Here is a 25926-nt window from a genome sequence, read left to right on the forward strand (position 1 = left end):
GCGCTACCTCCCCCGTGCGGCCCGCACGAGGATAGCGCCGCGTGTATCCAGCCCGTCCGGCGTTTGAGGACGGAACCTTCGAGGGGTCGGGCCTCGGCCTGAACGTCCCGGGCACCCCGGGGCATCGCTCCGGCATGCGCACCGCCCTCGTGCGGTCGGGAGTTCCGCCCTCAAGCGCCGGGTGGGCTCGAAGTGCCCGGGTCCGCGGCCGTCAGGGTGTCCAGGGCCTGCGACAGGCGGTCCAGGGCGCCCAGCGTCTCCGCCAGGTTCTCCACCCCCATCTCTGCCGCCAGCCGGGCGGCGAACTCCGCGTGGGGCGGCCCGATCCGGGCCACCGCGTCGCGCCCCGCCCCCGTCGCCCGCAACAGCTTCGCGCGGCGGTGGGCCGGGTTCTCCGCGTACTCCGCTAGCCCCCGCTCGACCAGCAGGTCCGCGATCCGCTGCACGCTCTGCCGGGTGATGCCCATCGTCCGGGCGATCCCCGCCACCGGCAACGGCTCCACCAGCACCGCCCCCAGCACCTGCCACCACGCCGACGTGAGGCCCCCCGGCCGCGCCAACTCGTCGGCCACCGACAGGAACTGCCCGTTCAGCCGGAACACCGTCAGCGCCGCCCGGCTCAGCAACTCCTGCTCGGACGGGACGCGCCCCGCACCCTCGCTACTCACCCTGCAACACCTCGTACGCGCTCGCGTCCGAGTCGTGGAACAGCCGGTACCACGCGTCCAGCCTCTTCGCGTCGTACACCCCGAGCAGCCCGAACACCTCCCGCGCGAACGCCACCGGCTCCGTCGGCCCGGCCGTGATCAGGCGCCCGGCCCCGTCCGCCCCGGCGTCCGTGACCGCGTCCGCCTCCACGTACCGCTCGCCGCCCGCGTACCCCGTCGCCGCGAGGTAGAAGGAGACCGCGCTCGTGTGCGCCCGGTCGTCCAGCAGTCCTTCCCGGGCCAGCCCGGCCGTCGCCCCGCAGATCGCCGCGACCGGCACCCCCGCGGCGAGGAAGCCCCGGGCCGCCCGCGCGAACGGGGCCAGCGTCTCGCCCGTGTCCCAACCGGCCGCACCGGTGAGGATCAGCAACGCGCTGTCCTGCGCCCGCAGTTCGTCCAGCGCCAGGTCGGGCTGGACACGCAGGCCGCCCATGGTCGTCACCGGCTCCCGGGAGAGCCCCACGGTCCGCACGGTGTAGCCGTTCTGTGTGAGATGGGCGGTCGTGTACCCCGTCTCCCAGTCGGCGAAGGTGTCGTAAACGGCGAGATGCACGGTTCCGGCACTGCTGCTGGTCATGATGGTCTCCTCGACTCGATGACAGAAGGCTGTCATATCGACAGCGTACTGTCAATGAGGAGGAGGGGGGAGGGGTGGGGGAGAGGCGACACCTTGCCGAACCATCCGTCCCAGGCCGTACAAGGTGGCCATGGAGGCCACCCCCCACCAGCACTTACGCTCGGCCGCATGACCCCTCATGCCCCTCATGCCCCGAACGCCGACCCCGCGGCCGGTGCGGCCGTGAAGGCCGCGGACCGCGCGCACGTGTTCCACTCCTGGTCCGCCCAGGGCCTCATCGACCCGCTCGCCGTCGCCGGCGCCGAGGGATCCTACTTCTGGGACTACGACGGCAACCGCTATCTCGACTTCACCAGCGGGCTCGTCTACACCAACATCGGCTACCAGCACCCCACCGTGATCGCCGCGATCCAGGAGCAGGCGGGCAAGCTCGCCGCCTTCGCGCCCGCGTTCGCGATCGAGGCGCGCTCCGAGGCCGCACGCCTCATCGCCGAGCGCACCCCCGGCGACCTGGACAAGATCTTCTTCACCAACGGCGGCGCCGAGGCCGTCGAGAACGCCATCCGCATGGCCCGGCTGCACACCGGCCGCCCGAAGGTGCTCTCCGCCTACCGCTCGTACCACGGCGCCACCTCCACCGCGATCAACCTCACCGGGGACCCGCGCCGCTGGCCCTCCGACAACGGCTCGGCGGGCGTCGTCCGGTTCTGGGCGCCGTTCCTCTACCGCTCGCCCTTCTACGCGCAGACCGAGGCCGAGGAGTGCGCCCGCGCACTCCAGCACCTGGAGGACACCCTCGCCTTCGAGGGCCCCTCCACCGTCGCCGCGGTCATCCTGGAGACGATCCCGGGCACGGCGGGCATCATGACCCCGCCGCCGGGGTATCTGGCGGGCGTCCGCGAGATCTGCGACCGGTACGGGATCGTCTTCGTGCTCGACGAGGTGATGGCCGGATTCGGCCGCACCGGCGCCTGGTTCGCCGCCGACCACTTCGACGTCGTGCCGGACCTGCTGACCTTCGCCAAGGGCGTCAACTCCGGTTACGTACCGCTCGGCGGCGTCGCCATCAGCGCCGAGATCGCCGCGACCTTCGAGACCCGCCCCTACCCCGGCGGCCTCACCTACTCCGGGCACCCGCTGGCCTGTGCCGCCGCCGTCGCCACCATCGGCGTGATGGAGGACGAGAAGGTCGTCGAGCACGCGGCCCGGATCGGCGAGACCGTCCTCGGCCCCGGCCTGCGCGAACTCGCCGAACGCCACCCCTCGGTGGGCGAGGTGCGCGGCCTCGGCGCGTTCTGGGCGCTGGACCTGGTCCGCGACCGCGAGACCCGTGAGCCGCTCGTCCCGTACAACGCCTCGGGCGAGGCCAACGCCCCCATGGCGGCCTTCGGCGCGGCGGCGAAGAAGCAGGGGCTGTGGCCGTTCATCAACATGAACCGGACCCACGCCGTCCCCGCCTGCAACGTCTCCGAGGCCGAGGCCAAGGAAGGGCTCGCGGCCCTGGACGTGGCGCTCTCCGTGGCCGACTCGTACACGGTGCAGGGCGCGTAGAGCGGCCCGTGTCCGCTTCCGGTCCGTACGCGGAGTAACCGGATGACTCGATTCCGTACGCGATCGACCCCGTACGTCTCCCCGCCGTGCCCGGAATCGGGCACGGCGGCGGCCCTGGCTTAAGGTGACCCGAACCAGAGATGACCCCCACCGGAAACGGTCGGCGAGCGGGGCGGTCGTGCACGGGCGACGGGTACGCCGGGTACGTACGGGGACGGACGGAAGGGGTCGGCATGAGTCCGAGCGCAGGTGTGACGCGCAATACCCTGCGCCAGCAGATCGCCGACGCACTGCGTGACGAGGTGCTCGCGGGACGTCTGCCGCCGGGCCGGGAGTTCACGGTCAAGCAGATCGCCGAGCAGTACGGGGTCTCCGCGACGCCCGTCCGCGAGGCGCTCTTCGACCTCTCCGCGCAGGGACTCCTCGCCTCCGACCAGCACCGGGGCTTCCAGGTGCGGGAGTTCACCGTCGCCGACTACCGCGCGATGGCCGAGGCCCGGGCCCTCGTCGTCGAAAGCCTCTTCCGCGACCCGGCCGAACGGGTCGCCGTCCGGCCCGAGGGGCTGGCCTCGATCCGCCGCCGGGCCGCGGAGGCGGTCCGCGCGGCGAAGGGCGGCGACCTCGACGTCCTGATCGGGTACGACCTGCGGTTCTGGCGGGAGCTGGGGCAGTTCGTCCTCAACCCCTACATCGCCGATTTCCTCACCCGGCTCCGCGTCCAGGCCTGGGTGTTCGCCGTGCACCGGCTGCGCCGCGACGGCATGGACGAGAACGTGCTGTGGTTCGGCCACGAGGAGCTGGTCGAGGCCATCGCCCGCGGCGACCGCGATCAGGTCCACGCCGAGATGCGCTCCTACTACGGGCACGCGCTCGCCTGGGCGGGCCGCCTGGAGGCGCGGGAGGCGGAGGGGGACGCCGACGGACCGCCGGGACCGGGGGCCCCGATGCCTCCCGAGTCCCCGGGGCACTGTGCGTGAGGTTCGCCCCGCATTACGCTGTCCCGACGACCGCCCGAACCCTTCCGAGAGCGAGACTTCGTGGCCTGTGACCTGTGGCTGGTCCCCCTCGTCGACGTGCTGTGCCACAGCCCCGACAATCCCTTCGCCGAAGAGATCGCCGTCTACGACAAGGCGCTGAACGACGCCGGGCTGCCGCCCGTCCCCGTCTACGCCTACATGCCGGGCCTCACCGGGGACGTCGCTCCCGTGGCCGGCTTCGACTACGACGCCCTGCACTTCCTGCGCCGCGCCTATCTGCTCCAGCTGAGCGGGCTGGCCGTCACCCCGGTCGCCGGTCTCGACGGCGACTACGAGCAGCTCCTGGAGATGTTCGAACAGGGCGCGCAGCAGTCGCATCTGGTCTGGCACTACGACCACGCCGGGGCGTACGTCCCGGTGGACTTCCCGGCCCCGCTCTCCGACGACGACCTCCTGGCGGGCGGCGGCCCCCTCGGCTCCGCGCACGGGCTGCTGCGGGAGCTGGAGTTCGTGGCCCCGTCCATCGGCATCGACCCGGCCAACCCCCCGGCCGCCCCGCAACCCCCCGCGGGCCCCACCGCCCTGGAGGAACCGGCGCACCCGATCCCCCACGACGACAGCCCCTTCGCCCGAGAACGCCACGTCTGGCTGGGCCTGCACGCCGCAGCGACCCGCAGCCTGGCCCAGGGCTCAATGATCATCTTCAGCTGACCGAACCCTCACGGCCCGGGGGCCGAAATCGCGCCCCCGTGCCTCACGGCCCGGGGCGCCCACATTCAGCCCGTCCGGCGATTGAGGACCGGGGGTCCGGGGGCGGAGCCCCCGAAACAACTCACCGCGGCGGCGACTCCGGCGGCCGCTGCCGCGGCATGTTCGGCCGCGCCGCAACCGACGGCATCGAGAACCGCCCCGGCACCACCCCCGGCTCACCGCGCCCCGCACCCCCCGCCGCCAGCGCCTGCATCCCCATCGGCGCGGGCCCCGCCCGGAACTCCACCATCCAGTCCGCCGTCTCCGACCGCACGAGCTCCGTGACGTCCTCGGAGAACCTCCGCAGCACCCCCAGGCACCGCTCGGTCGCCTCGCTGGCCGTGCCCTCGGCCGGCCCGAGCGTCTCCCGTACGCACTCCGAGGCCCAGTCGAACTGGAGCACCTGGAGCCGCCGCTGCACGGCCTGGGCCGTGGCCAGGTTCCTTATCCACCCGGAGGTGAGGCCGAAATACCGGTCGCAGGCCATACAGGCGGCCCCCAGCAGCAGCGAAAGATAGCCCCAGCCCGCCGATCCGCCGAGCGCGCCGGTCAGGTCCAGCAGCGGCAGGGCGGCCCCGGCGACCACCCCGGCGGCCGTGCCCACCCGCAGGGCCCGGGCGGCCCGGCGCTTTCGGACCCGGTCGTTCAGATACCAGTCCGCGGTGTCCAGGGCGCCGGTCTCGACCCAGCGGTAGAGCTCGTCGAGCCGCTCGGCCGGCTCGCCCCAGTCGCCGAGAGGGAACGGGCGCCCGGTCAGGTCGCGCCCGCCGGCCCCCCACCCGGCACGGACGCCGGAGCGCCCGCCGGCACGCCCCTCGGCAGGGACTCCCGTAGCGGAATGCTCGGCTCCGTTCTCACCGGATCCCGCATCGGACTCCTTGCGGGGCGGCCCCTCGGGCTGCATCTCCGGCTGACTCACCGGGGCACTCCTCTGCACTCTGACGGACGGGACGGACGCGTAGGGGGTAACTCTGCGTCACCGCACATGCACGCTCGTGTGTCGATGTGCATGCCCTTCCTACCGCCGAATGGTGGGCCGCGGGGTCGAAATCGCGGGATTCCCGCCTGGGCACGGCCCCTGGTCAGGTATAGGAGCACTCACACCGGTTCCGAGATCTCACTCGAAAGAGTTGGTCCCCGGTGGGTGGAGCGCGGTGACCGGGGAGCACGTAGGCTCGGCTTACCGAAACATTTGTCGTCGAAATGCCAGGAGTGACCGTGATTCCCGGTGGTGGCCAGCCCAACATGCAGCAGTTGCTCCAGCAGGCCCAGAAGATGCAGCAGGATCTCGCCGAGGCCCAGGAGGAACTGGCCAGGACCGAGGTCGATGGACAGGCGGGCGGCGGCCTCGTCAAGGCCACGGTGACCGGCTCCGGCGAGCTGCGCGCCCTGGTGATCGACCCGAAGGCGGTGGACCCGGAGGACACCGAGACGCTCGCCGACCTCGTCGTCGCGGCCGTCCAGGCGGCCAACGAGAACGCGCAGACGCTCCAGCAGGAGAAGCTCGGCCCGCTGGCGCAGGGCCTGGGCGGCGGGGGCGGCATTCCGGGTCTGCCGTTCTGACCCGACCGGCCACAGGCCATAGGTTCCGCAGGCCCCCGGGGCCTACTGGTACCGACCCGTACCCACTACGGTACGGAGCAGGAAGCGAAGAAAGGCGTTCCGTTGTACGAAGGCGTTGTTCAGGACCTCATCGACGAACTGGGCAGGCTGCCCGGCGTCGGTCCCAAGAGCGCGCAGCGGATCGCCTTCCACATCCTGCAGGCCGAGCCCACCGACGTACGCCGGCTCGCCCACTCTCTCCTGGAGGTCAAGGACAAGGTCCGGTTCTGCGAGGTGTGCGGCAATGTCGCGCAGCAGGAGCAGTGCGGGATCTGCCGGGACGCGCGCCGCGATCCGAGCGTCATCTGCGTGGTCGAGGAGCCCAAGGACGTCGTGGCGATCGAGCGGACGCGTGAGTTCCGGGGCCGGTACCACGTGCTGGGCGGGGCGATCAGCCCCATCGAGGGCGTCGGCCCGGACGACCTGCGGATCCGCGAGCTGCTGGCGCGGCTCGCGGACGGCTCCATCACGGAGCTGATCCTCGCGACCGACCCCAACCTGGAGGGCGAGGCCACCGCGACGTACCTGGCGCGGATGGTCAAGCCGATGGGGCTGAGGGTGACCCGGCTGGCCAGCGGTCTGCCGGTCGGCGGCGACCTGGAGTACGCCGACGAGGTCACCCTGGGCCGCGCCTTCGAGGGAAGGCGGTTGCTGGATGTCTGACACCGCCGCCGTACGCCCCCGGCCCGGGCCCCTGCATGCACTGCCGTCCGCTTCACCGTCTGTGACCGCGCCCACGGGAGGTCCCCTCGATGTCTGACGCCACGCTGAACTCCGTCACGCAGGACCCGGGCGACTTCGCCGTCCAGATCGCGGACCAGATCAAGACGTTCATCGTCGCGGTTGCCGAGGTGTCCAAGGTCGACGAGCCGGAAGAGGCCGTCCCGGTCCTGCTCCTCCAGGTCTCGCAGCTCCTGCTGGCGGGCGGCCGCCTCGGCGCGCACGAGGACGTCCTGCCCGACGAGCGGTACGAGCCGGACCTCGGCGCGGAGCCGGACGCGGACGGTCTGCGCGAGCGGTTCGCGGCGCTGCTGGAGCCGATCGACGTCTACTCCGAGGTCTTCGACCCGTACGAGCCCCGCAAGGCCCCGGTCCCGCACCGCATCTCCGACGACCTGGCCGACCTGGTCACCGACCTCGGCCACGGCCTCGCCCACTACGAGGCGGGCCGCACCACCGAGGCGCTGTGGTGGTGGCAGTTCTCGTACTTCTCCAACTGGGGCTCCACCGCCTCCGCCACCCTCCGCGCCCTCCAGTCCCTGGTCGCCCACATCCGCCTCGGCCAGCCCCTGGAGGAGCTGGACGGCCTGGACACCGACCAGGACCCGGGCGAGGAGAACCTCGCCGAGGAGGCGGGCCGCGTGATGCTCCAGGAGATCGCGGGCCCGCTGGGGCTGCGGCCGGTGAAGTAGAGCCCGCGGAAGGCTCCTTGGCCTCGACCGCGGTGGAGGGAACGGGCTCCGGGGTGAACGGCCGACCCGGCGGCCGCATTCCGCAAGGAGATCCCGATGAGCGCCACGCCCCCGCCGCCGTGCCCACCGTCCTCGGCGTCCCGGCCCCGCAGAACACCCAGGTCCTCGACGCGGAGACGTTGACGGCGGGCTGAGCGGTTCCGCGCGCCCAGGAGTACGCCGACTGCCCCTCCCGGCTCGCCGGTCCGTGTCCGATCGTGTGGGCTGGGACACAAACGGGAGTGTGCGCGGTCGGGCTGGGCAGCAGCCCCGTACGAGCAGCTCGGAGCGACACGCCGTACCGGGTGGTGAGCGGGACATCTCACCATCTGGTAATGGACGGGTCGATTCCGGACTGCTCGTTAAACTGAGCCGACCGCAGTAATGACTGAGCGAGGAGCGCACGTGGGCCTTGTCGTGCAGAAGTACGGAGGCTCCTCCGTAGCCGATGCCGAGGGCATCAAGCGGGTCGCCAAGCGAGTCGTCGACGCCAAGAGGAACGGCAACCAGGTGGTTGTCGTGGTGTCCGCGATGGGCGACACGACGGACGAGTTGATAGATCTCGCCGAGCAGGTGTCCCCGATGCCCACCGGCCGGGAATTCGACATGCTGCTGACCGCGGGCGAGCGGATCTCCATGGCCCTGCTGGCGATGGCGATCAAAAACCTGGGCCACGAGGCCCAGTCGTTCACGGGCAGCCAGGCCGGTGTCATCACCGACTCGGTCCACAACAAAGCGCGCATCATCGACGTCACCCCGGGCCGTATCCGGACCTCGATCGACGAGGGCAACATCGCCATCGTCGCCGGGTTCCAGGGCGTGAGCCAGGAGGGCAAGAACATCACCACCCTCGGCCGCGGCGGGTCGGACACGACCGCCGTCGCGCTGGCCGCCGCGCTGGACGCCGAGGTCTGCGAGATCTACACCGACGTCGACGGCGTCTTCACCGCCGACCCCCGGGTCGTGAAGAAGGCGAAGAAGATCGACTGGATCTCCTTCGAGGACATGCTGGAGCTGGCCGCGTCCGGCTCCAAGGTGCTGCTGCACCGCTGCGTCGAGTACGCACGCCGTTACAACATCCCGATCCACGTCCGCTCGTCCTTCTCCGGACTGCGCGGCACCTGGGTCAGCAACGAGCCGCAAGGGGACCAGAAGGTGGAGCACGCGATCATCTCCGGAGTCGCCCACGACGTCTCGGAGGCCAAGGTCACCGTCGTCGGCGTCCCGGACAAGCCGGGCGAGGCGGCCGCGATCTTCCGCGCCATCGCGAACGCCGAGGTCAACATCGACATGGTGGTGCAGAACGTCTCCGCCGCGTCGACCGGCCTGACGGACATCTCCTTCACCCTGCCCAAGGCCGAGGGCCGCAAGGCCATCGACGCCCTGGAGCGGGCCAAGGGCACCATCGGCTTCGAATCGCTGCGCTACGACGACCAGATCGCCAAGATCTCCCTGGTCGGCGCCGGTATGAAGACCAACCCGGGCGTCACCGCCGGCTTCTTCGAGGCGCTGTCCGACGCGGGCGTCAACATCGAGCTGATCTCGACATCCGAGATCCGCATCTCGGTGGTCACCCGTGCCGACGACGTCAACGAGGCCGTGCGCGCCGTGCACACCGCCTTCGGGCTCGACAGCGACTCCGACGAGGCCGTGGTCTACGGAGGCACCGGCCGATGACGGAGCACCGCCCTTCGCTCGCGGTCGTCGGTGCGACCGGGGCGATCGGCGGTGTCATGCTCCGGATCCTTTCGCAGCACGCGGATGTCTGGGGCGAGGTCAGACTCGTCGCCTCACCGCGCACGGCCGGCAGGAAGCTGGCCGTGCGCGGTGAGGAGAGCGAGGTCCTCGCGCTCGCCGAGGACGTGTTCGACGGCATCGACGTGGCCCTCTTCCTGGTGCCGGACGAGGTGTCCGCCCACTGGGCCCCCATCGCCGCCGCCAAGGGCGTCGTCGTCATCGACGACTCCGCGGCCTTCCGGCTCGCCGACGAGGTCCCGCTCGTCGTCCCCGAGATCAACCCCCATGCCGCACGGCTCCGGCCGCGCGGCATCGTCGCGTCCCCGAGCTGCACCACGCTGTCGCTGATCGTCGCGGTCGGCGCCCTGCACGCCGAATTCGGGCTCCGCGAGCTCATCGTCTCCTCGTACCAGGCCGTCAGCGGCGTGGGCCGCGACGGCGTCACCGCCCTCCGCGAACAGCTCGCCCTGGTCGCCGGTACGGAACTGGGCACCCAGCCCGGAGACGTACGCCGGGCCCTGGGCGACGAGGCCGCCACGGCGGACAGCCCCTTCGCCGCGCCCGTCGCCCTGAACGTGGTGCCCTGGGCCGGTACGGACGCCGGCGACGGCTGGTCCTCCGAGGAGATCGCGCTGCGCGAGGAGTGCCGCAAGGTGCTCGGCCTGCCGGATCTGAAGACCACCGCGACCTGTGTGTACGTCCCCGTCGTCGCCACCCACTCGATGTCCGTCCATGCCCGCTTCGAGAACGAGGTCGCGGTCGGCAAGGCGCACGAGATCCTGGCGACCGCCCCCGGCGTGGTCCTGTTCGACAACCCGGCCTCCGGGGACTTCCCCACCCCCTCCGACGTGGTCGGCACCGACCCCACCTGGGTGGGCCGCGTCCGACGGTCGATGGACGACCCGCATGCGCTGGAAATGTTCCTTTGCGGGGACAATCTCCGAAAAGGTGCGGCTTTGAACGTGGCGCAGATCGCCGAATCGGTCGCCGCCGAATTCCCTCGATGAGGTTCGAATCTATTTTGTAGGATCTGTGAACGCCCTATGAGGAATTCGCTGGTCTGAACCTCTTGAGCTGGGACGTTGTCGTGTCCGACGATGATCTCCCGGCCATCTGCAACCGCACCTCGGCCGGGTTGCGTCTATGCCGTCACTTTGTGCGTGGCTGGACGCCGTGACGGGGCATTTGGGGAAGAGCAGGTACGTATGAGGGCATGTCGCACAGCGTCGAACGTGGCGCGGTCCGCGTACAACCCTGACGGGGGGCAGCGTGTCCAACAGGCGTGGCAGAGGTTCTCGACATCACAGTGGTGGGCCCGTTGCGAGGCGCTTCGGTGCGCCCGCTCCGGCGGCCCCGCGCGCCCGGCGGCATGCCGGTGATCGCGCCCATGCCCGCTGCGCGCGCGGCCTCGTTGCCCTCGCAGCGCGGAGGTGCTGACGAGACGGTGGCAGCAGGAACCACGGTCGACCACCTCACCGAGACCTACCGGGCCCACTACCGCTCCCTTCTCGGCCTCGCGGCCCTGCTGCTGGACGACACCGCGTCCTGCGAGGACGTGGTGCAGGAGGCGTTCATCCGGGTGCACTCCGCGCGCAATCGGGTCCGTGAGCCCGAGAAGACCCTCGCCTACCTCCGGCAGACGGTCGTCAACCTCTCGCGCTCCGCACTGCGCCGCCGCATCCTCGGGCTGAAGCTGCTCTCCAAGCCGATGCCGGACATGGCGAGTGCGGAGGAGGGCGCGTACGACCAGTTGGAGCGGGACGCGCTGATCAAGGCCATGAAGGGGCTCCAGCGGCGCCAGCGCGAGGTGCTGGTGCTGCGCTACTTCGCGGACATGACGGAGGCTCAGGTCGCCGAGACGCTCGGGGTCTCGCTGGGCTCGGTGAAAGCGTACGGTTCGCGGGGCATCGCGGCGCTGCGTGTGGTGATGGAGGCCCAGGCATGAGCGGGTCCGATCAGCACCCCGATATCCCTGAGCACAGGCACGAGAACGACCCGACGGGAAACGGAATTGTGAACCAGGGGCCGGAGAAGACTCCGCACACCGATCCGGACCGCCCGCAGGGTGGGAACGCGGGCCCCGAAGAGAGCGGGCCCTGCGAACCCGCGCCGCCCGCGAGCGCGGCCGACGAGTCCACCGAGGACCCCGACGAGCGGGACCCGGCGGCGGCCACCCCGGCCCCGGCGGACGGGACCCCATCGGACCCGGCCGCGAAGGCCCCGGCGGACGGCGACGCGGACGCCCGCACGGAGACCGGCGCCGATGCGCGTACGGAGACCGCTGACGACGCGGGGACGGGGGCCGGCGCGGACGAGCGTACGGAGACCGCCGCCGCCACCCGTCCCGGTGCGGGCAAAACCCCCGGTGACGCCCCCGCCGACACCCCCGCAGCGTCCGACGACGACTTCCTCGCCACGCTGACCGACCTCTTCGCCGAAGGCCGTCGCGCCCCCGCCCTTGACCGTCCCGGCGAGCTGGACGAGGTGGCCCTGCGCCGCATGCTGCACGGTGCGGTCCGCGACATCACCCCCTTCGAGGGGACCCTCGACCACCTCCACCGCGCCGTCCCCGCCCGCCGTGCCCGGCGGCGGCAGGCCGTCGTCGGGGCGGCCGCGGCGGCCCTGCTGATCGGCACCGCCGTCCCCGCCTTCGTCCACGTCGCGACCTCGGACGGCTCGTCCACCGCCAACCCCGCCATCGCCGGACACGGCGAGCAGGCCCAGGGGGGCAACGGCGAGAAGCCCGGCCCCGAGGAGCCGGGCCGGCGGACCGTGGCGCCCACGGAGCGCGAGAGCGAGGGCGGCGAGGGCGAGGCCGCTCCGGACCCCAGCCCCTCCCGGGGCGAGGGAAGCGACCCGGACGGGGCGGTGGCGGGCGAGAAGCCCGACTCCCCGAGCGTGGACTACGCGTCCCTGCCCGTCTGCGACCCCGGCCAGCTCGGCGTCGCGTCCGCGAGCACCGACGCGCCGGGGGCCGACGGCACGGTCTACGGCAGCTTCAGGATCGCCAACGTGTCCGGCACGGACTGCACGGTCAGCAGCAACGGCACCGTGGGCTTCACCGCCCTCGGCGCCGCCGACTCGCAGAAGATCGTCGTGGTCCAGCACGCGGCGGGCGACGCGGCCCCCGGTCTGCCCGACCCGTCCCAGGAACCCGGCACGGTGCTGCTGAAGCCGGCCATGGCGTACGAGGTGCGGTTCGCCTGGGTGCCGACCGACACCTGTCCGACCACGGGCCCCTCACCGACCCCGACCCCCTCGGCGGACGGTGCGGGAGGCTCGGTCGGCGAGGGCTCCGAGAACCAGTCCGGCACGGACCCGCAGTCGCTGTACGAGGACGGCGGGACCACGGCCGAGGGCAGCGTCGCCGTGACGCACACCCCGGAGTCGGGAGCGCCCACCGCGCAGACGGAGATCCCCAACGCCTGCTCGGGCACGATCTACCGGACGGGCGTGCTCGCCGCCTCGTAGTCGGGCGAGGACGGGTCCTCGGGGGCGTCCCGCGGGGCGTCCGCCGAGGGCTTCGGGGCTGGAGCAGCGGATTCCTCCGGTACGAGACCGAGCGCGATGTCCCGCTCCGCCTCGGCCTCGCGCCGCACCAGCCGGAACCACATGAAGAGCACGAACGCCGCGAAGACGAACCACTCGCCCGTGTAGCCGAGGTTCTGGAAGGCCTTCAGATCGAGGCCGCTGCCCTCGGGAGCCGCCGCGGGCACGGGCTTCATCGCGCCGCCCGTACCGCCCGCCTCGGCCTCGGGAAGCGTCACCCAGGCGTCGTACACGTCGTAGGGGACGAGGTTCACCAGCGTCGCCGCGCTGATCATGCCGACCTGGCCCGAGGGGAGGCCGCCCCGGACGTTCACGCCGTCGCTGTGGGTGTTCTCGGAGGCCTGGAGGTCGCCGGTCACCGTGACTTCGCCCCGTGGCGCGGCGGGGACCCGGGCGCCGGTCGCGGACCCGGGCAGCCAGCCCCGTACCACCGGCAGGGCCTTGCCGCTGTCGGTCCGGAGCATGTTCAGGACGTAGAAGCCCTGCCGCTCGTCCAGCTCACGGCCGGGCACCAGGAACTGGTCGGCGTACGTCCCCTTGGCGGTGGCCGGGCGACCGGACGTCACCTTGTCGACGGGCAGCAGCTCGTCCAGGGGTTTCGCGGCCCGGGTGCTCGGATCGGGCGCCTTCTCCGCCTGTTCGTGCGACTGGACGCGGTCCTCGAAGCGGCCGAGCTGCCAGGTGCCCATGAACACGCAGAACGGGATGGCCAGCACGACGAAGAGGTTGATCCCCCACCACCGTGGGGTCAGCAGGAACCGGTACACCCCTCAAAGGTACGGTTCCCCGCCCCGGGTATCCGGAGCGGGGTCCGTGATTTATCCGGCTCTTACGCCCGCCGACGGCGCGGGATCACCCCGCCGCGCCGATCACCGGGCCCCCGCCCAGGTGCTTCAGGGCGAACTCCAGCTCCAGCCGCACCTGCTTGATCCGCTCCTCCACCACGAGCGAGCCGTGCCCGGCGTCGTAGCGGTAGACCTCGTGGACCGCGCCGCGCGCCGCGAGCCGGTCCACGTAGTTCTCCACCTGACGGATGGGGCAGCGCGGATCGTTGACGCCCGCCGAGATGTAGACGGGTGCCCGCACCGCGTCGACGTACGTCAGCGGGGACGAGGCCTCGAAGCGCTCGGGCACCTCCTCCGGCGTACCGCCCAGCAGCGTGCGGTCCATCGCCTTCAGGGCCTCCATCTCGTCGTGATAGGCCGTGACGTAGTCCGCGACGGGGACGGCGGCCAGACCCAGCGCCCAGGAGTCGGGCTGGGTGCCGAGGCCGAGCAGGGTCAGATAGCCGCCCCAGGATCCGCCCGCCAGGACCAGGCGCTCCGGGTCCGCGAGCCCGGAGGCGACGGACCACTCCCGTACGGCCGCGATGTCCTCCAGCTCGATCAGGCCGACCCGGTGCTTCAGCGCGTCCGTCCAGGCCCGGCCGTAGCCGGTGGAGCCCCGGTAGTTGACCCGGACGACCGCGAAGCCGTGGTCGACCCAGGCGGCGGGGCCGGAGGCGAAGGCGTCGCTGTCGTGCCAGGTCGGCCCGCCGTGGATCTCGAAGACCGTGGGGAACGGGCCCTCGCCGGTCGCGGGCTTCTGCACGAGGGCGTGGATCCGGCCGCCCGGCCCCTCCACCCACGCGTCCTCGACGGGCACCGACGGCGGGGCCTTCGCGCCCGGCGGGTCCAGGACCACCGCGCCGCTCGTGGAGCGCACCACCGGCGGCCGCTCGGCCGAGGACCACAGGTACTCCACGGTGCCGTCGGGGCGGGCTGTGGCGCCCGCGACCGTACCGGCGGGGGTCTCCACGCGTTCCGGCGCGTCCGCCCCCGGCTCATACCGCCACAGCTCGCTGCGGGCCTCGAATTCGTGCTCGACGAGCAGCGCGGAGCCGTCCGGATACCACTCGGCCCCCACATCGCCCGGCAGGTCGATCGGCAGCGGGGTCTCGGTGCCCGTGACCGGGTCCCAGATCATCGGCTCCCAGCGGCCCCGCCGCTGATGTCCGACGAGGAGCCGGGTGTCCCCGGCGACGGGCGCGAAGCCCAGCACGCTGAGCCCCAGCTCCTTCGTGCCGCCCTCGGTGTCGTCCAGCTCGGCCACGGTCGAGCCGTCCGGGCGGACCACGCGCAGCGCGGAGTGCATCGCGTCGCCGTGCTCGGTGTGCTCCAGCGCGATCAGCGTCCCGTCGTGGGAGAGGTCCCCGACGCCCGCGGACTCCCGGTGCCGGTAGATCTCCACGGGCTCGGCGCCCGGCGCCCGCACCAGGTGGACCGTCGTGCCGTCCTCGTCGGTCGAGCGGCCGATCACCGCCGAACCGTCCCGCCCGATGGCCAGGCCCGCCGGGTAGGAGGGGGCGAGGCCCGGGGCGGCCGGCTCGTCCTCCCCGCCGCCGAAGGGCTGGCGCATCCACACCCCGAACTCGTCGCCGTCGGTGTCGCTGAACCACCAGACGGCCTCGCCGTCCGGCGTGAGCACCCCGTCGGTGGTCCCGTTGGGCCGGTCGGTCACCTGGCGCTGCCGCCCGCTCGCCCGGTCCCAGGCGTACAGCTCGTAGGTCCCGGTGGCGTTGGAAACGAACAGCGAACGGTCGGGGGCGTCCTCGGCCCAGTCGGGCAGCGAGACACGGGGCGCACGGAACCGCTTCTCCCAGTCGGGCGCGGCTGCAGCATCAGTCGTCATGCCCCCATCCAACCCGATGACTCACGGGGATCTTGAGGGCGTCGAATAACCACTCGCGCCCCCGCCCGGCCCGTCGGTAGCTTCCCGGACATGTACTCCCCGACTCCGGACGACTGGCACGAGACCAACCGCGCGCGCTGGGACGAACGCGTGCCGATCCACGTGGCGAGCGACTACTACGAACTGGACGCGTTCCGGGCGGGCAAGGACGTGCTGCGCGCCTTCGAGCTGGCCGAGGTCGGGGACGTCAGGGGCAAGACCCTGCTGCACCTCCAGTGCCATTTCGGCATGGACACCCTGTCCTGGGCGCGGCACGGCGCCGCACAGGTCGTGGGGCTCGACTTCTCCGAGCCCGCCGTCGAGACCGCCCGGGGCCTGGCCGGTTCGCTCGGGCTGGGCCCGGACCGGGCGGCGTTCGTCGTGGCCGACGTGTACGACGCCCCGGCCGCCGTCCCCGATTCCGCGTACGACATCGTCTACACGGGCATCGGCGCGCTGGGCTGGCTGCCCGACATCGACCGCTGGGCCGAGACCGCCGCTTCGCTGGTCGCGCCCGGCGGGTTCCTCTACCTGGCGGAGTTCCACCCGCTGACCGACGCGATGGACGAGACCGGTTCGGTGGTCACCGACGACTACTTCAGCCGCGACGCCTGGGTGGACGAGACGCCGGGCACGTACGCCGACCTCGACGCGCCGACCGTGCACAACCGCAGCGTCGAATGGCAGCACCCGGTGGGCCGGGTGGTGACGGCGCTCGCCTCGGCGGGGCTGCGGATCGAGTTCCTCCACGAGCACGATGTCTCGCTCGTCCCGCGGTTCGCCCCGCTGGAGCGCCACGCGGACGGCCACTACCGCTTCCCGGCGGGCCGCCCGAGGATCCCGCTGATGTACTCGATCAAGGCGTCGCGCCCGGCGGAGCGTCAGGCATAGCCGCAGGTGGGGGCCGCCCTGGGGGCTCATCCGGCCGATTGTCAGTGGTGGGGGCCACACTCGTTTCCATGACCGACATGACAGGAAGCGCTTCGGGGACGACGACGGCCGCGCTGCGCGGGGCGGTGGAGACGTACTGGTCGGCGGCCGAGGCGCGCGACTGGAGTGCGTTCGGGGCGACCCTCGCCGAGGACGTGGTGTACGAACTGCCGCAGACGCGTGAGCGGATCGTCGGCAAGGAGCGGTATCTCCGGTTCAACCAGGAGTATCCGGGCGACTGGCATGTCCGGGTCGAGCGGATCGTCGCCGACGCGGAGGGCCGGCAGGCCGCCGCCCGGACCGGGTTCACGGTGACGGGGGAGCAGGAGGGCGCGTCGCCGGAGGAGTTGGACGCCATCCACTTCTTCACGTTCGACGAGGAGGGGCTGATCACCGGGGTGACGGACTTCTGGCCCGAGTCGTACGAGCCCCCTGCCGGCCGGGAGCATCTGGTCGAGCGCTCCTGAGAACGGTCGAGCGCTACGGAGAACGGCGGCCCACCGGTCGTCCGGTGAACCGCCGCTCCTCTCCGATGCCCGAGGCCCTACACCGCCGAGCGGAAGGCGGGCAGATAGCCGCCCGACTGCCCTGCGGCCTTGGGGTGGTAGGAGTTGTAGACCGGGACGGTGACGCTGTGCAGCCAGGCGTCGCCCGAGCACAGCTCGTGTCCGGTGAACTCGTCCACCACGCTGGAGAAGGTGAACCCGGCGTCGGCGGACCGCTTGGCGATGACGTCGTTCAGCACGTCCGACGCGTTGTTGATCGCGGCCCGTTCGGCCTCGCTGAGCCCGGCGACGCAGCTGCCCGACAGCTGGTAGAAGCGGGGGTAGCCGAGGACCACGACCTGGGCCTGCGGGGCGCGGGTCCGGATGCCGTCGTAGAGCGAATCCAGGCTGCCGGGCAGGGTGTTGTTCATCTGCCCGACGGCCGCGTCCACGCTGCTGAGGCAGGTTGCCTCGCTGCCGAGCACGCAGTCCTGCATGACGTCGGCGAACCCGACGTCATTGCCTCCGGCGGTGACGCTGACCAGCGAGGTGGACGCGCTGAGCACGCCGAGCTGGCTGCTCGCCACGGACGAGGTCGTCGCCCCCGAGCAGGCGACGAAGTCGAAGGAGGCGGGGGAGTTCGCCGCCTGCCACAGGTAGGGGTAGGCGGCGGTGCTGCGGCGGCAGTCGCCGCTGTCGGAGAGGTAGCTTCCGGCGCCGACGCCCGAGGAGTAGGAGTCGCCGAGCGCGACATAGCCGCCCGCGGCGGCCGAGTCGGCGGCGGAAGCCGGCCCGGCGACACCGAGGGCCGCCACGGCGGCGATCGCGAGAGTGGAGAGGGATGCCCAAATTCTTCGTACTGACATGGCTGCCAGCCCTTCGAAGCGTGGGGGGATGTGGGGAATGCAGTTTCTAGCAGCTCTCGGTACCCGCCGGTAATGGCCGTGCAAGAAGTCGTCTGATATGCCCGAAGGATCGTTCGGCGGGTCGTGCTCCGCGCGTAGATAAACCTCAACTCCGTGACGGAACAGGCAAGTTCGGGGAAATTATGTGCGCCCGGATGAGCCTCCACGAGCCCGGTGCGTTCATCCGGACGGCCCAACGCGGGGCGCGCGGAAGGGCGGTGAGGTTCAGCCTTCGGTGTACGGGGGAGACGGGCGGCCCCGGCCCGGACCCGGGTGATGGAGCTGACGCGGCGGGCCCCGCACCGGGCCCGGGCATCACCGGCCGGCTGCCGTCCGGCTCCCCCTCGAACTGACCGGCCCGGACGGCGCGGTCTCCCTGCTCGACGCGTTCGAAGGGCGCCGGCAGCTGATCGCGTACTACTTCATGTGGCACGACGGCCACGACGCGGCAGGCCAGTGCGAGGGCTGCACCTGGGTCATCAACCAGGTGCGGGAGCTGGCCTTCCTGCACTCCCGCGACATCACCTATGCCGTCCTCTGCCAGGGCCCGTACGAGGAGAGCCGCCGCTACCGGGACTTCATGGGCTGGGAGATGCCGTGGTACTCGGCGCTCCCCTCGAACGACGAGCTGCTGACCGGTCGCCAGGTCGGCAGCATGCACGTGGTCTGCTACCTGCGCGACGGCGACCGGGTCTACGAGACGTACTGGACGACGCTGCGCGGGGTGGAGGTGATGGACTACGACTACGCGCTGATGGACCTGACCGTGTACGGCCGCCAGGAACTCTGGGAGGACTCGCCCGCCGGCTGGCCGCAGACCATGGACGCTCCCCCCGAGCACCCCATGCGCACCAACGGCCGCCCCATCCCCCAATGGTCCCGTATCGAGGCAGGACGGTCGGACGACCTGACGTCCGGCTCCTGAAGAGGCGGCCTGCTGACGACGAGTCATCTCGTCGTAGGGTCGCGTCATGCCCCCGGCCGATGACACCCCTTATGAAATCCGCACCGCCACCCCTGAGGACACCGGGCTCGTCGAAGCCCTGGACGGCTCCTTCACCACGGCCACCGTCTTCCGCGTGGAGATGGCCGAGAACGGCTTCACCCTGCGGGAGACCCCGGTGGACCCGCCTCTGACCAAGGTGTTCCCGGAGGACGAGAACGACGAGGGCTCCGGGGCCCAGGGGGACGAGGGCTCAGGGGCCCAGGGGGACGAGACCTCAGGGCCCCTGGGGGGGGGCGAGGCCTCAGGGACCCAGGGGGACGAGGGGGACCGAGCGGCCCAGGGAGACCCCACCTTCCTGGCCCTGGCCGCCGACGGCTCCCTGGCAGGCTTCGTCTCCGTCACGTACGCGCGATGGAACCGCCGCCTCACCATCGAGGACATCGAGGTCGCTCCGGGCCACCGGGGCCGGGGCGTAGGCAGGGCGCTGATGTCCCGGGCGGAGGAGTTCGCCCGGGAGCAGGGCGCGGGCCACATCTGGCTGGAGGTCACCAACATCAACGCCCCCGCCATCCACGCGTACCGCCGGATGGGCTTCTCGCTCTGCGGCCTGGACACCTCGCTCTACGAGTTCACCGCCTCGGCCGGCGAGTACGCCCTCTACCTGAGCAAGCCCTGCCGCTGAGGGGAGGGGCAGCTGACGCCCTACCGAGAAGCAATCTCTGCAAGGAGGGCGTCGACGCGCTGCCTGATCTCGTCGCGGATCGGACGAACGGCATCGACCTCCTGGCCTGCCGGATCGCCGAGCTGCCAGTCGAGGTACGCCCTGCCGGGGAAGACCGGGCACGCGTCGCCGCAGCCCATGGTGACCACGGAGTCGGATGCCTGGACGGCCTCGGCGGTCAGGACCGGCTGCTGACGCGGACTTCTCCCTCGGGCCGGCTCGCCCCGTGCACACGCGCAACGCCAGAGGGCCGGTACTGGAATCAGTACCGGCCCTCTGACCTGCTGCTTAGCTGTCGGGGTGGCGGGATGTGAACCCACGACCTCTTCGTCCCGAAGCAACTTGGGCACCGGTGCTGCCTCGGGCTGGTGCGGCTCTCACCTGCGCTGATGGTCCGCTGACGTTCGCGCTCGCCCGCCGTTGTTCGTCGGCGTTGTCACGCAGTTAGACGCTCACCGCTCGACGGTCGATCGCTGGCGAGTCGGTTGTCAGTGCTGGCGTCTATGGTCTCAAGCGCGCGGTCGGCTTCCGGGGGTTCCAGCTCTGAAGGGAATGGTTGCATCCCCGGCCTGTCTGGGGGCGGCCCGGAGAATCGTCCGGGACCTAACCGACGGTCGGGCTTCGTCGATGGCCAGCGGATGACCTGCCAGAGCCGACCGTGCACCCCTCCCGCGTGGACAGACGCACGCTGTCCAACTGTGGTGATGGGTGGGTACAGGGGCGTTCACCTGCGTTCATGGGCGGCTGGTCGCCGGTGCTGGAAGCGCGGCGCGTCCCGGCTGAACGTCCGCGAATGGGTCTGAATGAGACGGAAACTGAGACGGCCGCCCACGGTCCTAGAGCTGGCCTCGCCACCATGGCACGTCCAGGCTGTCAGCCGGGATGACCACTGCCCTTGCCAGAATTTTCCGATCGAGGACCCGTACGAGGGCGCGCAACTCACGCGCGCTCTTCCTTGGCAGCGCGTGAAGCACGGCTTCGAGGTGCTCGCGGAAGCCGGCGCCGTAGCACCCGCACTCAACGATGCCGCAAGCAGGTCCTGCGAGTGGATCTACGAGTTGTCTGAGGGGGCCATGGGCAAAGGCCTGCCAGTGCCAGAACGCTTCTTCTGTGGCTTCAGGCCAGAAGCGGGTCCGCTCCAGCCGACGCAGGTCAGCCGTGCAAGATCCTGAAAGGCGATCAATGAACGGATACCGTCGCCGCCTCAGGGAACGGACAGGGAGGTCGCCCCGCAGGGCTGATGGGCGCCTACGCGGCATTGCCCCTTCGGTTCTCGGTCATGCCGGCAAGGTACAGAACGATGTGCCCGGTGGCCACCGGATATCCGGTGGCCGAAGCCCTGAGCTTGGCAATCGCAGGTAATGCCAAGCCAGCACACCATCTGACCAGCAGCTATGTGTCTGTCAGGTCGCAAGGGGCAGTGTTTCGGTAGCCGCCGTTGACCGCAGTCCGCTGTACCAATTGGTGCGCATCTGGTGCGAGCCGTCTGCGGCTGCGGGCTACCGTTCCCGGGCTGCGTGTCACGGTGCCGCGATCGACTTGGCCGCCCCAAGGTCAAGGCGCATGACGGTACGGAGCTCGGTCACGGCAGCATCGAACCTCTCCTCCAATTCCACGTAGGTCGCGTCGTCGACCGAGGCACCTGCCACGAGTAGGTCTCGGGTGTCCCTCAGGACCACGAACGCTGATCGTGAGGCTTCCACGATCTCCGGTGGTGCGACGATGGCCAACTGGTGACGGATCTCGTACGCACCAGGCGTCAGGAACACCTCACGGATTCTCCGTGGCCGGTCTACGGCTGGGATGTCCTCGTGCGCGCACTCATTGAGCGCTGTGCGGATCCGTGAGAGCGCAGCGGTGTAGTCGGCGTACAACTGCCGTCGCGCATCGAGGTCCTGGCCGGCGCGGTCCCTGCGCCATCTGGCCCGATCGGCCAACAAGGTGGAGCCAACCCCGATTGCCGCACCAAGTGCCGTACTGACCAGCGGTATCCACTCCATGACAGGAGAGGCTAGAACCTTCGCCCGTCGGCCGCCCGGCAGTTATGACTCACGGCTGTAACCCGTGCTGTTACGGAGCTTGTGGATCAACGCACGCTCTTCCGTGATCAGGCGTCTGACCAGTGCTGGTAGAGACCGCCAGGTGAGTCTTAGACGATGACAGCGCCCCTTGATGTCCGTCGCTGCCCCTCCCTTCTGGCACGTGTATGGCAAGGCTGTGGAACGGCTGTGGAACCGGCCGCTGAGACACCTGGGATGCTCTGCTACGGCACCACATTGCTGAGGTGGAGTACAGCTCCAGGCCGTTGAACAGACCGCTGTTGAGAGCGCCTCGGACCGGGCAGCAGTGGCCACCCTGCCTCTCGGCTTGACCGTTGATGACGCCTTGCGATCGGCTCTACTGGTGCGCTCGTTCCAGTGCGTGGTGCTGCCGGCCATGTTGCAGAGCGCCGAGTACGCCCGGCACGTGTTCAGCAGCGCGCCGAACGCCACTCCGGAAGCCGTGGGAAGTGCGGTCGCTGCGCTGGTGGAGCGGCAGAGCGTGCTGTACGAGCCGCAGCGGGAGTCGGTCTTCGAGAGCGGGTGTCCGCCGACTCGGACGAACTAGCCACGTACGAGGAGGAGGTCGGGCGCTTCGAGGGTGCGGCGGTCTTCGGTGGTGAAGCGAGAGAACTCCTGTTGTGTGTGATGAAGGAGTTCCAAGGTTTGGGTCCGGCCACTCACTCGTAGAGGAACAATTCCTCAAGACGCCTGGCTTGGGCTAGCGCATAGGAATGCTCTGCCTTCGGGATGTCTAGTCCCCTGGACGATGCCGAGGAGTGTTCATGCGTACCGAGTGGTGCCGTGTTTTCCCTGGTCTGGCCGGGGAGGTGGCCGAGGCCCGTCACTTCGTGGCTTCCCTGGCGGAAGGCCATGCCTCTGTCGATGACGCCGTTCTGGTCGTGAGCGAACTGGCGACGAACGCCGTCCGGCACTCCCTGAGCGGGGCGGACGGCGGGTGGTTTCTGGTGGTCCTCGGTTTCGGGGACGATCTCGTGCGGATCGAGGTGATCGACCAGGGCGGTGAGCGCGAACCGCGTCTGTGTGACGTGACCGAGCAGGAGGAGGGCGGTCGCGGTCTCGTGTTGGTCGCTGGGTGCGCCAAGGACTGGGGAGTCGGGAACTGGGCCGACCGGCGCCCCGCACCGCCGTGTGGCGGTCGGTCCGGCGGAGCGGCGACACCAAGACCCGAAAGTCCCGGCGCACGCTCGCCCTGCCGTCCCGCTGTATCGATGCGCTCTGGCGGCAGTACGAGGATCAGGGCTGGGACCGGCTCGCCGCCGATGACGAGTGGGAGGAACACGGGCTCGTCTTCTCCTCGGCCGTCGGCAAGCCGCTCGAAGCTGCCAACGTCCGCCGTGCCTTCCGCCAGGCGCTCAAGGACGTCGACGGGGTCGAGGCTGCCGAGTGGACGCCCCGGGAGCTTCGGCACAGCTTCGTGTCACTGCTCTCCGACCGTGGCGTCCCCCTGGAGGAGATTTCCCGGCTCGTCGGTCACTCGGGGACGGCCGTGACCGAGGAGGTCTACCGGAAGCAGATCAGGCCGGTGATCCAGACGGGCGCCGTGGTCATGGACGGCATCTTCGGCGCGGACCCCCGGCAGCCGTAGGCACGCAGGAAGCGATAGTCACGCAGATAGACACACAGCAACGCCAGAGGGCCCTTACCGATTCGGTAAGGGCCCTCTGACCTGCTGCTTAGCTGTCGGGGTGGCGGGATTTGAACCCACGACCTCTTCGTCCCGAACGAAGCGCGCTGCCAAGCTGCGCTACACCCCGATGTCCACCGGACTCCCGGCGACATCGATTACTTTAGCCCACCGGCGGCCGGAGGCGAAATCCGGTTTCTTCGGTGCTGGATCCACCCCGCCACGTTCGGCCGTATGTGGTCCACGGCGGTGATCAGGGCAGCCAGGGCGGTGAAGAGGAGGCCGAGGGCGAGGGCCTGGGTGAGGGTGCCGGCGTAGCCGTACGTGTCGACGTCGAGGAACGGGTACGGGTAGCGGGCCGGGGAGCCGGGGGAGAGCAGGGCTCCGCGGATCAGGGTGAGGCCCAGGTAGGCCGCGGGGGCGGTCAGCCAGAGCGGGATGTGGGCCAGGCGCAGGGTCCGCGGCGCGGTCAGCAGGAGCCAGTCCGCGGCAACCGTCAAGGGGGTCGCCGTGTGGAGCAGGAGGTTCGCCGCGAGAGGCCAGCCCGTTGCCGGGGCCGGACTCTCGGCGTAGTTCACCAGCACCAGGTGGTGCATCAGGCCGGTGATCGCCGCGAGCAGGAGCACCCCGCCCGTCAGGTACGGCGGGAGCGGCGGAGCGCCTCGCCACGAACGTACCGCCGACCAGCCGAAGGCCACCGCGACCAGCAGGTTCGCCAGGACCGTGAAATGGATCAGGGGCGGTGGGGCGGTCCCGGTCGCCAGGGCGATGGCCGGGCCTGCGGCCGCCGCCCCGCATGCCAGGGTGCGCAGAGCCGTGGCCCAGGGGCGGCGGGGGCCGGTGGGGGCCGGGAGCACCTCTGCCGCCCGGGGGCGGGGGAGCAGGGCGGCCCGGGGCGCGGTCATGATTCGTACGGTAAGGGGGTGGGAAGACCCCCGCGATTCGTGGGCCGCCCGCCGCTACCCGCGACGGGCCGCCCCGCCCCTCCCCGTCGCGTAGGTCGCCCCTCCGGCACCCCCGGCCCGCCCGTTCCGGCGCGTCCGCAGCCTGTCTCGCCCGCCGATCCGGCGCCCCCGGCCCGTCGCGTAGGTCGCCCCTCCGGCGCCCCCGGCCCGCCCCGCCCGCCCCCTCAGGTCTTGGCCACCAACGTCAGCAGCGTCGCCTCGGGCGGGCAGGCGAAGCGGACCGGGGTGTAGCGGTTGGTGCCGCAGCCTGCGGAGACGTGGAGGTAGGCGCGCTTGTCGCCGACCGTGTGGCTCGACAGGCCCTTGACCCGGTCGGTGTCCAGGTCGCAGTTGGTGACCAGCGCTCCGTAGAACGGGATGCACAGCTGACCGCCGTGCGTGTGGCCCGCGAGGATCAGGGGGTAGCCGTCGGCCGTGAACGCGTCCAGGGAGCGGAGGTACGGGGCGTGGACCACGCCGATGGAGAGGTCGGCGCCGGTTTCCGGGCCGCCCTGGACCTCGGCGTAACGGTCCCGCTTGATGTGCGGGTCGTCCAGGCCGGTGAACGCCAGCTCCATGCCCTCCAGCTTGAGCCGGCCCCGGGTGTTCGACAGGTCCAGCCAGCCCGCCTCGTCGAAGGCGTCGCGCATGGGCTCCCACGGATTGTGGACGACGCCGACCGCGGGGGCGTTGCCGTTGAGGCCGTGCTTGCCCTGGACCTTCTCCAGGAGGTAGCGGGCCGGGTTGCGGAGCTTGGGGCCGTAGTAGTCGTTGGAGCCGAAGACGTACACGCCCGGGAACTCCATCAGCGGGCCCAGCGCGTCCAGTACCTCGGGCACCGCCTCCGGGTCGGAGAGGTTGTCGCCGGTGTTCACCACGAAGTCGGGGCGCAGGCCCGCCAGCGACTGGAGCCAGGCGCGCTTCTTGCGCTGACCGCACACCATGTGGATGTCGGAGACCTGGAGCACCCGCAACGGACGCGCCCCGTGCGGGAGTACGGGAACGGTGACCCGTCGCAGGCGGAACGAGCGGGCCTCGAACCCGGCGGCGTAGGCGAGCCCGGCGGCGCCGACCGCCGCGCCGACTGCCGTGACTTTCAGGGGTACTCCGTAGCGTGCGCGCATGCGCCCATCGTCGCAGAAGCGGAACGCCGAGAGAAAAGGCGAGAGGGAAACCGGGGGGCGGCCCCGGCCCCGTACCTGTCACAATCACGGCATGACCACGCTCAAGTCCAAGCTCAAGGAAGACCTCCACACGGCCATGAAGGCGCGTGACGAGCTGACCTCGTCCACCCTTCGGCTCACCCTCACCGCGATCACGAAGGAAGAGGTCAGCGGTACGTCGGCGCGCGAGCTCTCCGACGACGAGGTGCAGAAGGTGATCGCCAAGGAAGCGAAGAAGCGCCGTGAGGCGGCCGAGGCCTTCGCCCAGGGTGGCCGGACCGAGCAGGCCGAGCGCGAGAGGGCGGAGGGCGAGCTGCTCGACGGCTACCTGCCCAAGCAGCTCTCCGACGACGAGCTGAACGCGATCGTGGCGTCCGCCGTCGAGGAGGCCAAGGCCGCCGGGGCCGAGGGGCCGCGCGCGATGGGCACCGTCATGAAGATCGTCAACCCGAAGGTTGCCGGGCTCGCCGAGGGCGGCCGGGTCGCCGCCGCGGTGAAGAAGCTCCTCGCCGGCTGAGGCGACGCCGAGGGAGTA

General features: G+C 71.0%; 25 protein-coding genes, 1 tRNA gene and 4 pseudogenes. 19 read left to right on the top strand and 11 right to left on the bottom strand.

Going from position 1 to position 25926, the window contains the following annotated elements; translation table 11 throughout:
- Window positions 1-170: 170 nt before the first annotated feature.
- A complete protein-coding gene (locus RNL97_RS17865) occupies window positions 171-668 on the bottom strand; it encodes a MarR family winged helix-turn-helix transcriptional regulator (protein WP_030578600.1) in 498 nt (165 codons plus the stop codon).
- Entirely contained in the window at window positions 661-1284 is a 624-nt protein-coding gene (locus RNL97_RS17870) for a DJ-1/PfpI family protein (RefSeq protein ID WP_030578598.1), read from the bottom strand. Before RNL97_RS17870 ends, RNL97_RS17865 begins: the two co-directional genes overlap by 8 nt.
- Before the next feature lie 168 nt (window positions 1285-1452).
- On the opposite strand from RNL97_RS17870, the gene RNL97_RS17875 reads away from it, so the two are divergent.
- The 3 genes from RNL97_RS17875 (at window position 1453) to RNL97_RS17885 (ending at window position 4523) form a co-directional block, all read left to right on the top strand.
- Window positions 1453-2835, top strand: coding sequence for an aspartate aminotransferase family protein (locus RNL97_RS17875; RefSeq protein WP_313750936.1), 1383 nt, complete (start codon window positions 1453-1455; stop codon window positions 2833-2835).
- Between the two features lie 233 nt (window positions 2836-3068).
- Entirely contained in the window at window positions 3069-3812 is a 744-nt protein-coding gene (locus tag RNL97_RS17880) for a GntR family transcriptional regulator (protein ID WP_030578592.1), read from the top strand.
- Between the two features lie 60 nt (window positions 3813-3872).
- Window positions 3873-4523 (top strand): hypothetical protein, encoded by a 651-nt coding sequence (locus tag RNL97_RS17885; RefSeq protein WP_030578589.1) that lies wholly within the window; start codon window positions 3873-3875, stop codon window positions 4521-4523.
- 121 nt (window positions 4524-4644) lie between these two features.
- On the opposite strand, the gene RNL97_RS17890 is transcribed toward RNL97_RS17885, so the two are convergent.
- Entirely contained in the window at window positions 4645-5481 is an 837-nt protein-coding gene (locus tag RNL97_RS17890; RefSeq protein ID WP_313750937.1) for an SLATT domain-containing protein, read from the bottom strand.
- 299 nt (window positions 5482-5780) lie between these two features.
- Here RNL97_RS17890 and RNL97_RS17895 point away from each other — a divergent pair, with 299 nt between their 5' ends.
- From RNL97_RS17895 to RNL97_RS17930, 8 genes are all read left to right on the top strand, one after another.
- A complete protein-coding gene (locus tag RNL97_RS17895; RefSeq protein ID WP_078651959.1) occupies window positions 5781-6125 on the top strand; it encodes a YbaB/EbfC family nucleoid-associated protein in 345 nt (114 codons plus the stop codon).
- A 102-nt stretch (window positions 6126-6227) separates the two neighbouring features.
- Window positions 6228-6827, top strand: a complete 600-nt coding sequence (gene recR, locus RNL97_RS17900) for a recombination mediator RecR (protein ID WP_030578582.1) — start codon at window positions 6228-6230, stop codon at window positions 6825-6827.
- Window positions 6828-6916: 89 nt separating this feature from the next.
- A complete protein-coding gene (locus RNL97_RS17905) occupies window positions 6917-7576 on the top strand; it encodes a DUF5063 domain-containing protein (protein ID WP_030578580.1) in 660 nt (219 codons plus the stop codon).
- A gap of 53 nt (window positions 7577-7629) precedes the next feature.
- A complete protein-coding gene (locus RNL97_RS17910) occupies window positions 7630-7770 on the top strand; it encodes a hypothetical protein (protein ID WP_158709104.1) in 141 nt (46 codons plus the stop codon).
- A 250-nt stretch (window positions 7771-8020) separates the two neighbouring features.
- On the top strand, window positions 8021-9292 hold the full coding sequence (locus RNL97_RS17915) for an aspartate kinase (RefSeq protein WP_030578578.1): 1272 nt from the start codon (window positions 8021-8023) through the stop codon (window positions 9290-9292).
- The gene (locus tag RNL97_RS17920; RefSeq protein ID WP_313750939.1) at window positions 9289-10359 is read left to right on the top strand and encodes an aspartate-semialdehyde dehydrogenase; all 1071 of its coding nucleotides are present in this window, start codon (window positions 9289-9291) and stop codon (window positions 10357-10359) included. The genes RNL97_RS17915 and RNL97_RS17920 overlap by 4 nt, the downstream gene beginning before the upstream one ends.
- Before the next feature lie 362 nt (window positions 10360-10721).
- Window positions 10722-11297, top strand: a complete 576-nt coding sequence (locus tag RNL97_RS17925) for a SigE family RNA polymerase sigma factor (RefSeq protein WP_030578574.1) — start codon at window positions 10722-10724, stop codon at window positions 11295-11297.
- Window positions 11294-12823, top strand: a complete 1530-nt coding sequence (locus RNL97_RS17930; protein WP_313750940.1) for a prolipoprotein diacylglyceryl transferase — start codon at window positions 11294-11296, stop codon at window positions 12821-12823. Before RNL97_RS17925 ends, RNL97_RS17930 begins: the two co-directional genes overlap by 4 nt.
- On the opposite strand, the gene RNL97_RS17935 is transcribed toward RNL97_RS17930, so the two are convergent.
- Together RNL97_RS17935 and RNL97_RS17940 are read right to left on the bottom strand one after the other, a co-directional pair.
- Window positions 12793-13668 (bottom strand): SURF1 family protein, encoded by an 876-nt coding sequence (locus RNL97_RS17935; RefSeq protein ID WP_030578567.1) that lies wholly within the window; start codon window positions 13666-13668, stop codon window positions 12793-12795. The genes RNL97_RS17930 and RNL97_RS17935 overlap by 31 nt on opposite strands.
- Before the next feature lie 85 nt (window positions 13669-13753).
- On the bottom strand, window positions 13754-15571 hold the full coding sequence (locus RNL97_RS17940) for a S9 family peptidase (RefSeq protein ID WP_030578566.1): 1818 nt from the start codon (window positions 15569-15571) through the stop codon (window positions 13754-13756).
- A 90-nt stretch (window positions 15572-15661) separates the two neighbouring features.
- On the opposite strand from RNL97_RS17940, the gene RNL97_RS17945 reads away from it, so the two are divergent.
- Together RNL97_RS17945 and RNL97_RS17950 are read left to right on the top strand one after the other, a co-directional pair.
- Window positions 15662-16501, top strand: coding sequence for a class I SAM-dependent methyltransferase (locus RNL97_RS17945; RefSeq protein ID WP_030578562.1), 840 nt, complete (start codon window positions 15662-15664; stop codon window positions 16499-16501).
- Window positions 16502-16569: 68 nt separating this feature from the next.
- Window positions 16570-17007: a nuclear transport factor 2 family protein gene (locus tag RNL97_RS17950; RefSeq protein ID WP_390332675.1), complete on the top strand. Its 438-nt coding sequence runs from the start codon at window positions 16570-16572 to the stop codon at window positions 17005-17007.
- Window positions 17008-17084: 77 nt separating this feature from the next.
- Here RNL97_RS17950 and RNL97_RS17955 read toward each other — a convergent pair whose 3' ends face one another.
- Window positions 17085-17891: an SGNH/GDSL hydrolase family protein gene (locus RNL97_RS17955; RefSeq protein WP_313750941.1), complete on the bottom strand. Its 807-nt coding sequence runs from the start codon at window positions 17889-17891 to the stop codon at window positions 17085-17087.
- 388 nt (window positions 17892-18279) lie between these two features.
- Between RNL97_RS17955 and RNL97_RS17960 the strand changes: the two are divergent.
- Both RNL97_RS17960 and RNL97_RS17965 read left to right on the top strand, forming a co-directional pair.
- Window positions 18280-18855: pseudogene (locus RNL97_RS17960) on the top strand (DUF899 family protein); the annotation flags it as partial.
- A 46-nt stretch (window positions 18856-18901) separates the two neighbouring features.
- Window positions 18902-19558 (top strand): GNAT family N-acetyltransferase, encoded by a 657-nt coding sequence (locus RNL97_RS17965; protein ID WP_313750942.1) that lies wholly within the window; start codon window positions 18902-18904, stop codon window positions 19556-19558.
- Between the two features lie 20 nt (window positions 19559-19578).
- On the opposite strand, the pseudogene RNL97_RS17970 reads toward RNL97_RS17965, so the two are convergent.
- Window positions 19579-19782 (bottom strand): annotated as a pseudogene (locus RNL97_RS17970) (low molecular weight phosphatase family protein); the annotation flags it as partial.
- 1335 nt (window positions 19783-21117) lie between these two features.
- The gene (locus RNL97_RS17975; RefSeq protein ID WP_030578548.1) at window positions 21118-21597 is read right to left on the bottom strand and encodes a hypothetical protein; all 480 of its coding nucleotides are present in this window, start codon (window positions 21595-21597) and stop codon (window positions 21118-21120) included.
- Between the two features lie 436 nt (window positions 21598-22033).
- Between RNL97_RS17975 and RNL97_RS17980 the strand changes: the two genes are divergently transcribed.
- The 3 genes and pseudogenes from RNL97_RS17980 to RNL97_RS17990 form a co-directional block, all read left to right on the top strand.
- A complete protein-coding gene (locus tag RNL97_RS17980) occupies window positions 22034-22204 on the top strand; it encodes a Scr1 family TA system antitoxin-like transcriptional regulator (protein WP_313750943.1) in 171 nt (56 codons plus the stop codon).
- A gap of 217 nt (window positions 22205-22421) precedes the next feature.
- A pseudogene (locus RNL97_RS17985) lies at window positions 22422-22775 on the top strand (ATP-binding protein); the annotation flags it as partial.
- Window positions 22775-23245, top strand: a pseudogene (locus RNL97_RS17990) (tyrosine-type recombinase/integrase); the annotation flags it as partial. The pseudogenes RNL97_RS17985 and RNL97_RS17990, both read left to right, overlap by 1 nt.
- Window positions 23246-23340: 95 nt before the next feature.
- Here the strand turns inward: RNL97_RS17990 and RNL97_RS17995 are convergent.
- The 3 genes from RNL97_RS17995 to RNL97_RS18005 form a co-directional block, all read right to left on the bottom strand.
- Window positions 23341-23414 (bottom strand) — tRNA-Pro (locus RNL97_RS17995).
- A gap of 28 nt (window positions 23415-23442) precedes the next feature.
- Window positions 23443-24189: a Pr6Pr family membrane protein gene (locus RNL97_RS18000; RefSeq protein WP_030578542.1), complete on the bottom strand. Its 747-nt coding sequence runs from the start codon at window positions 24187-24189 to the stop codon at window positions 23443-23445.
- A gap of 224 nt (window positions 24190-24413) precedes the next feature.
- Window positions 24414-25352: a metallophosphoesterase gene (locus tag RNL97_RS18005; RefSeq protein ID WP_030590900.1), complete on the bottom strand. Its 939-nt coding sequence runs from the start codon at window positions 25350-25352 to the stop codon at window positions 24414-24416.
- Window positions 25353-25443: 91 nt separating this feature from the next.
- Here RNL97_RS18005 and RNL97_RS18010 point away from each other — a divergent pair, with 91 nt between their 5' ends.
- The gene (locus tag RNL97_RS18010; protein WP_243314614.1) at window positions 25444-25908 is read left to right on the top strand and encodes a GatB/YqeY domain-containing protein; all 465 of its coding nucleotides are present in this window, start codon (window positions 25444-25446) and stop codon (window positions 25906-25908) included.
- The last annotated feature ends 18 nt before the right edge of the window (window positions 25909-25926 follow it).

Source organism: Streptomyces parvus (assembly GCF_032121415.1).
In the GTDB taxonomy this organism is placed as follows: Bacteria; Actinomycetota; Actinomycetes; order Streptomycetales; family Streptomycetaceae; genus Streptomyces; species Streptomyces globisporus_A.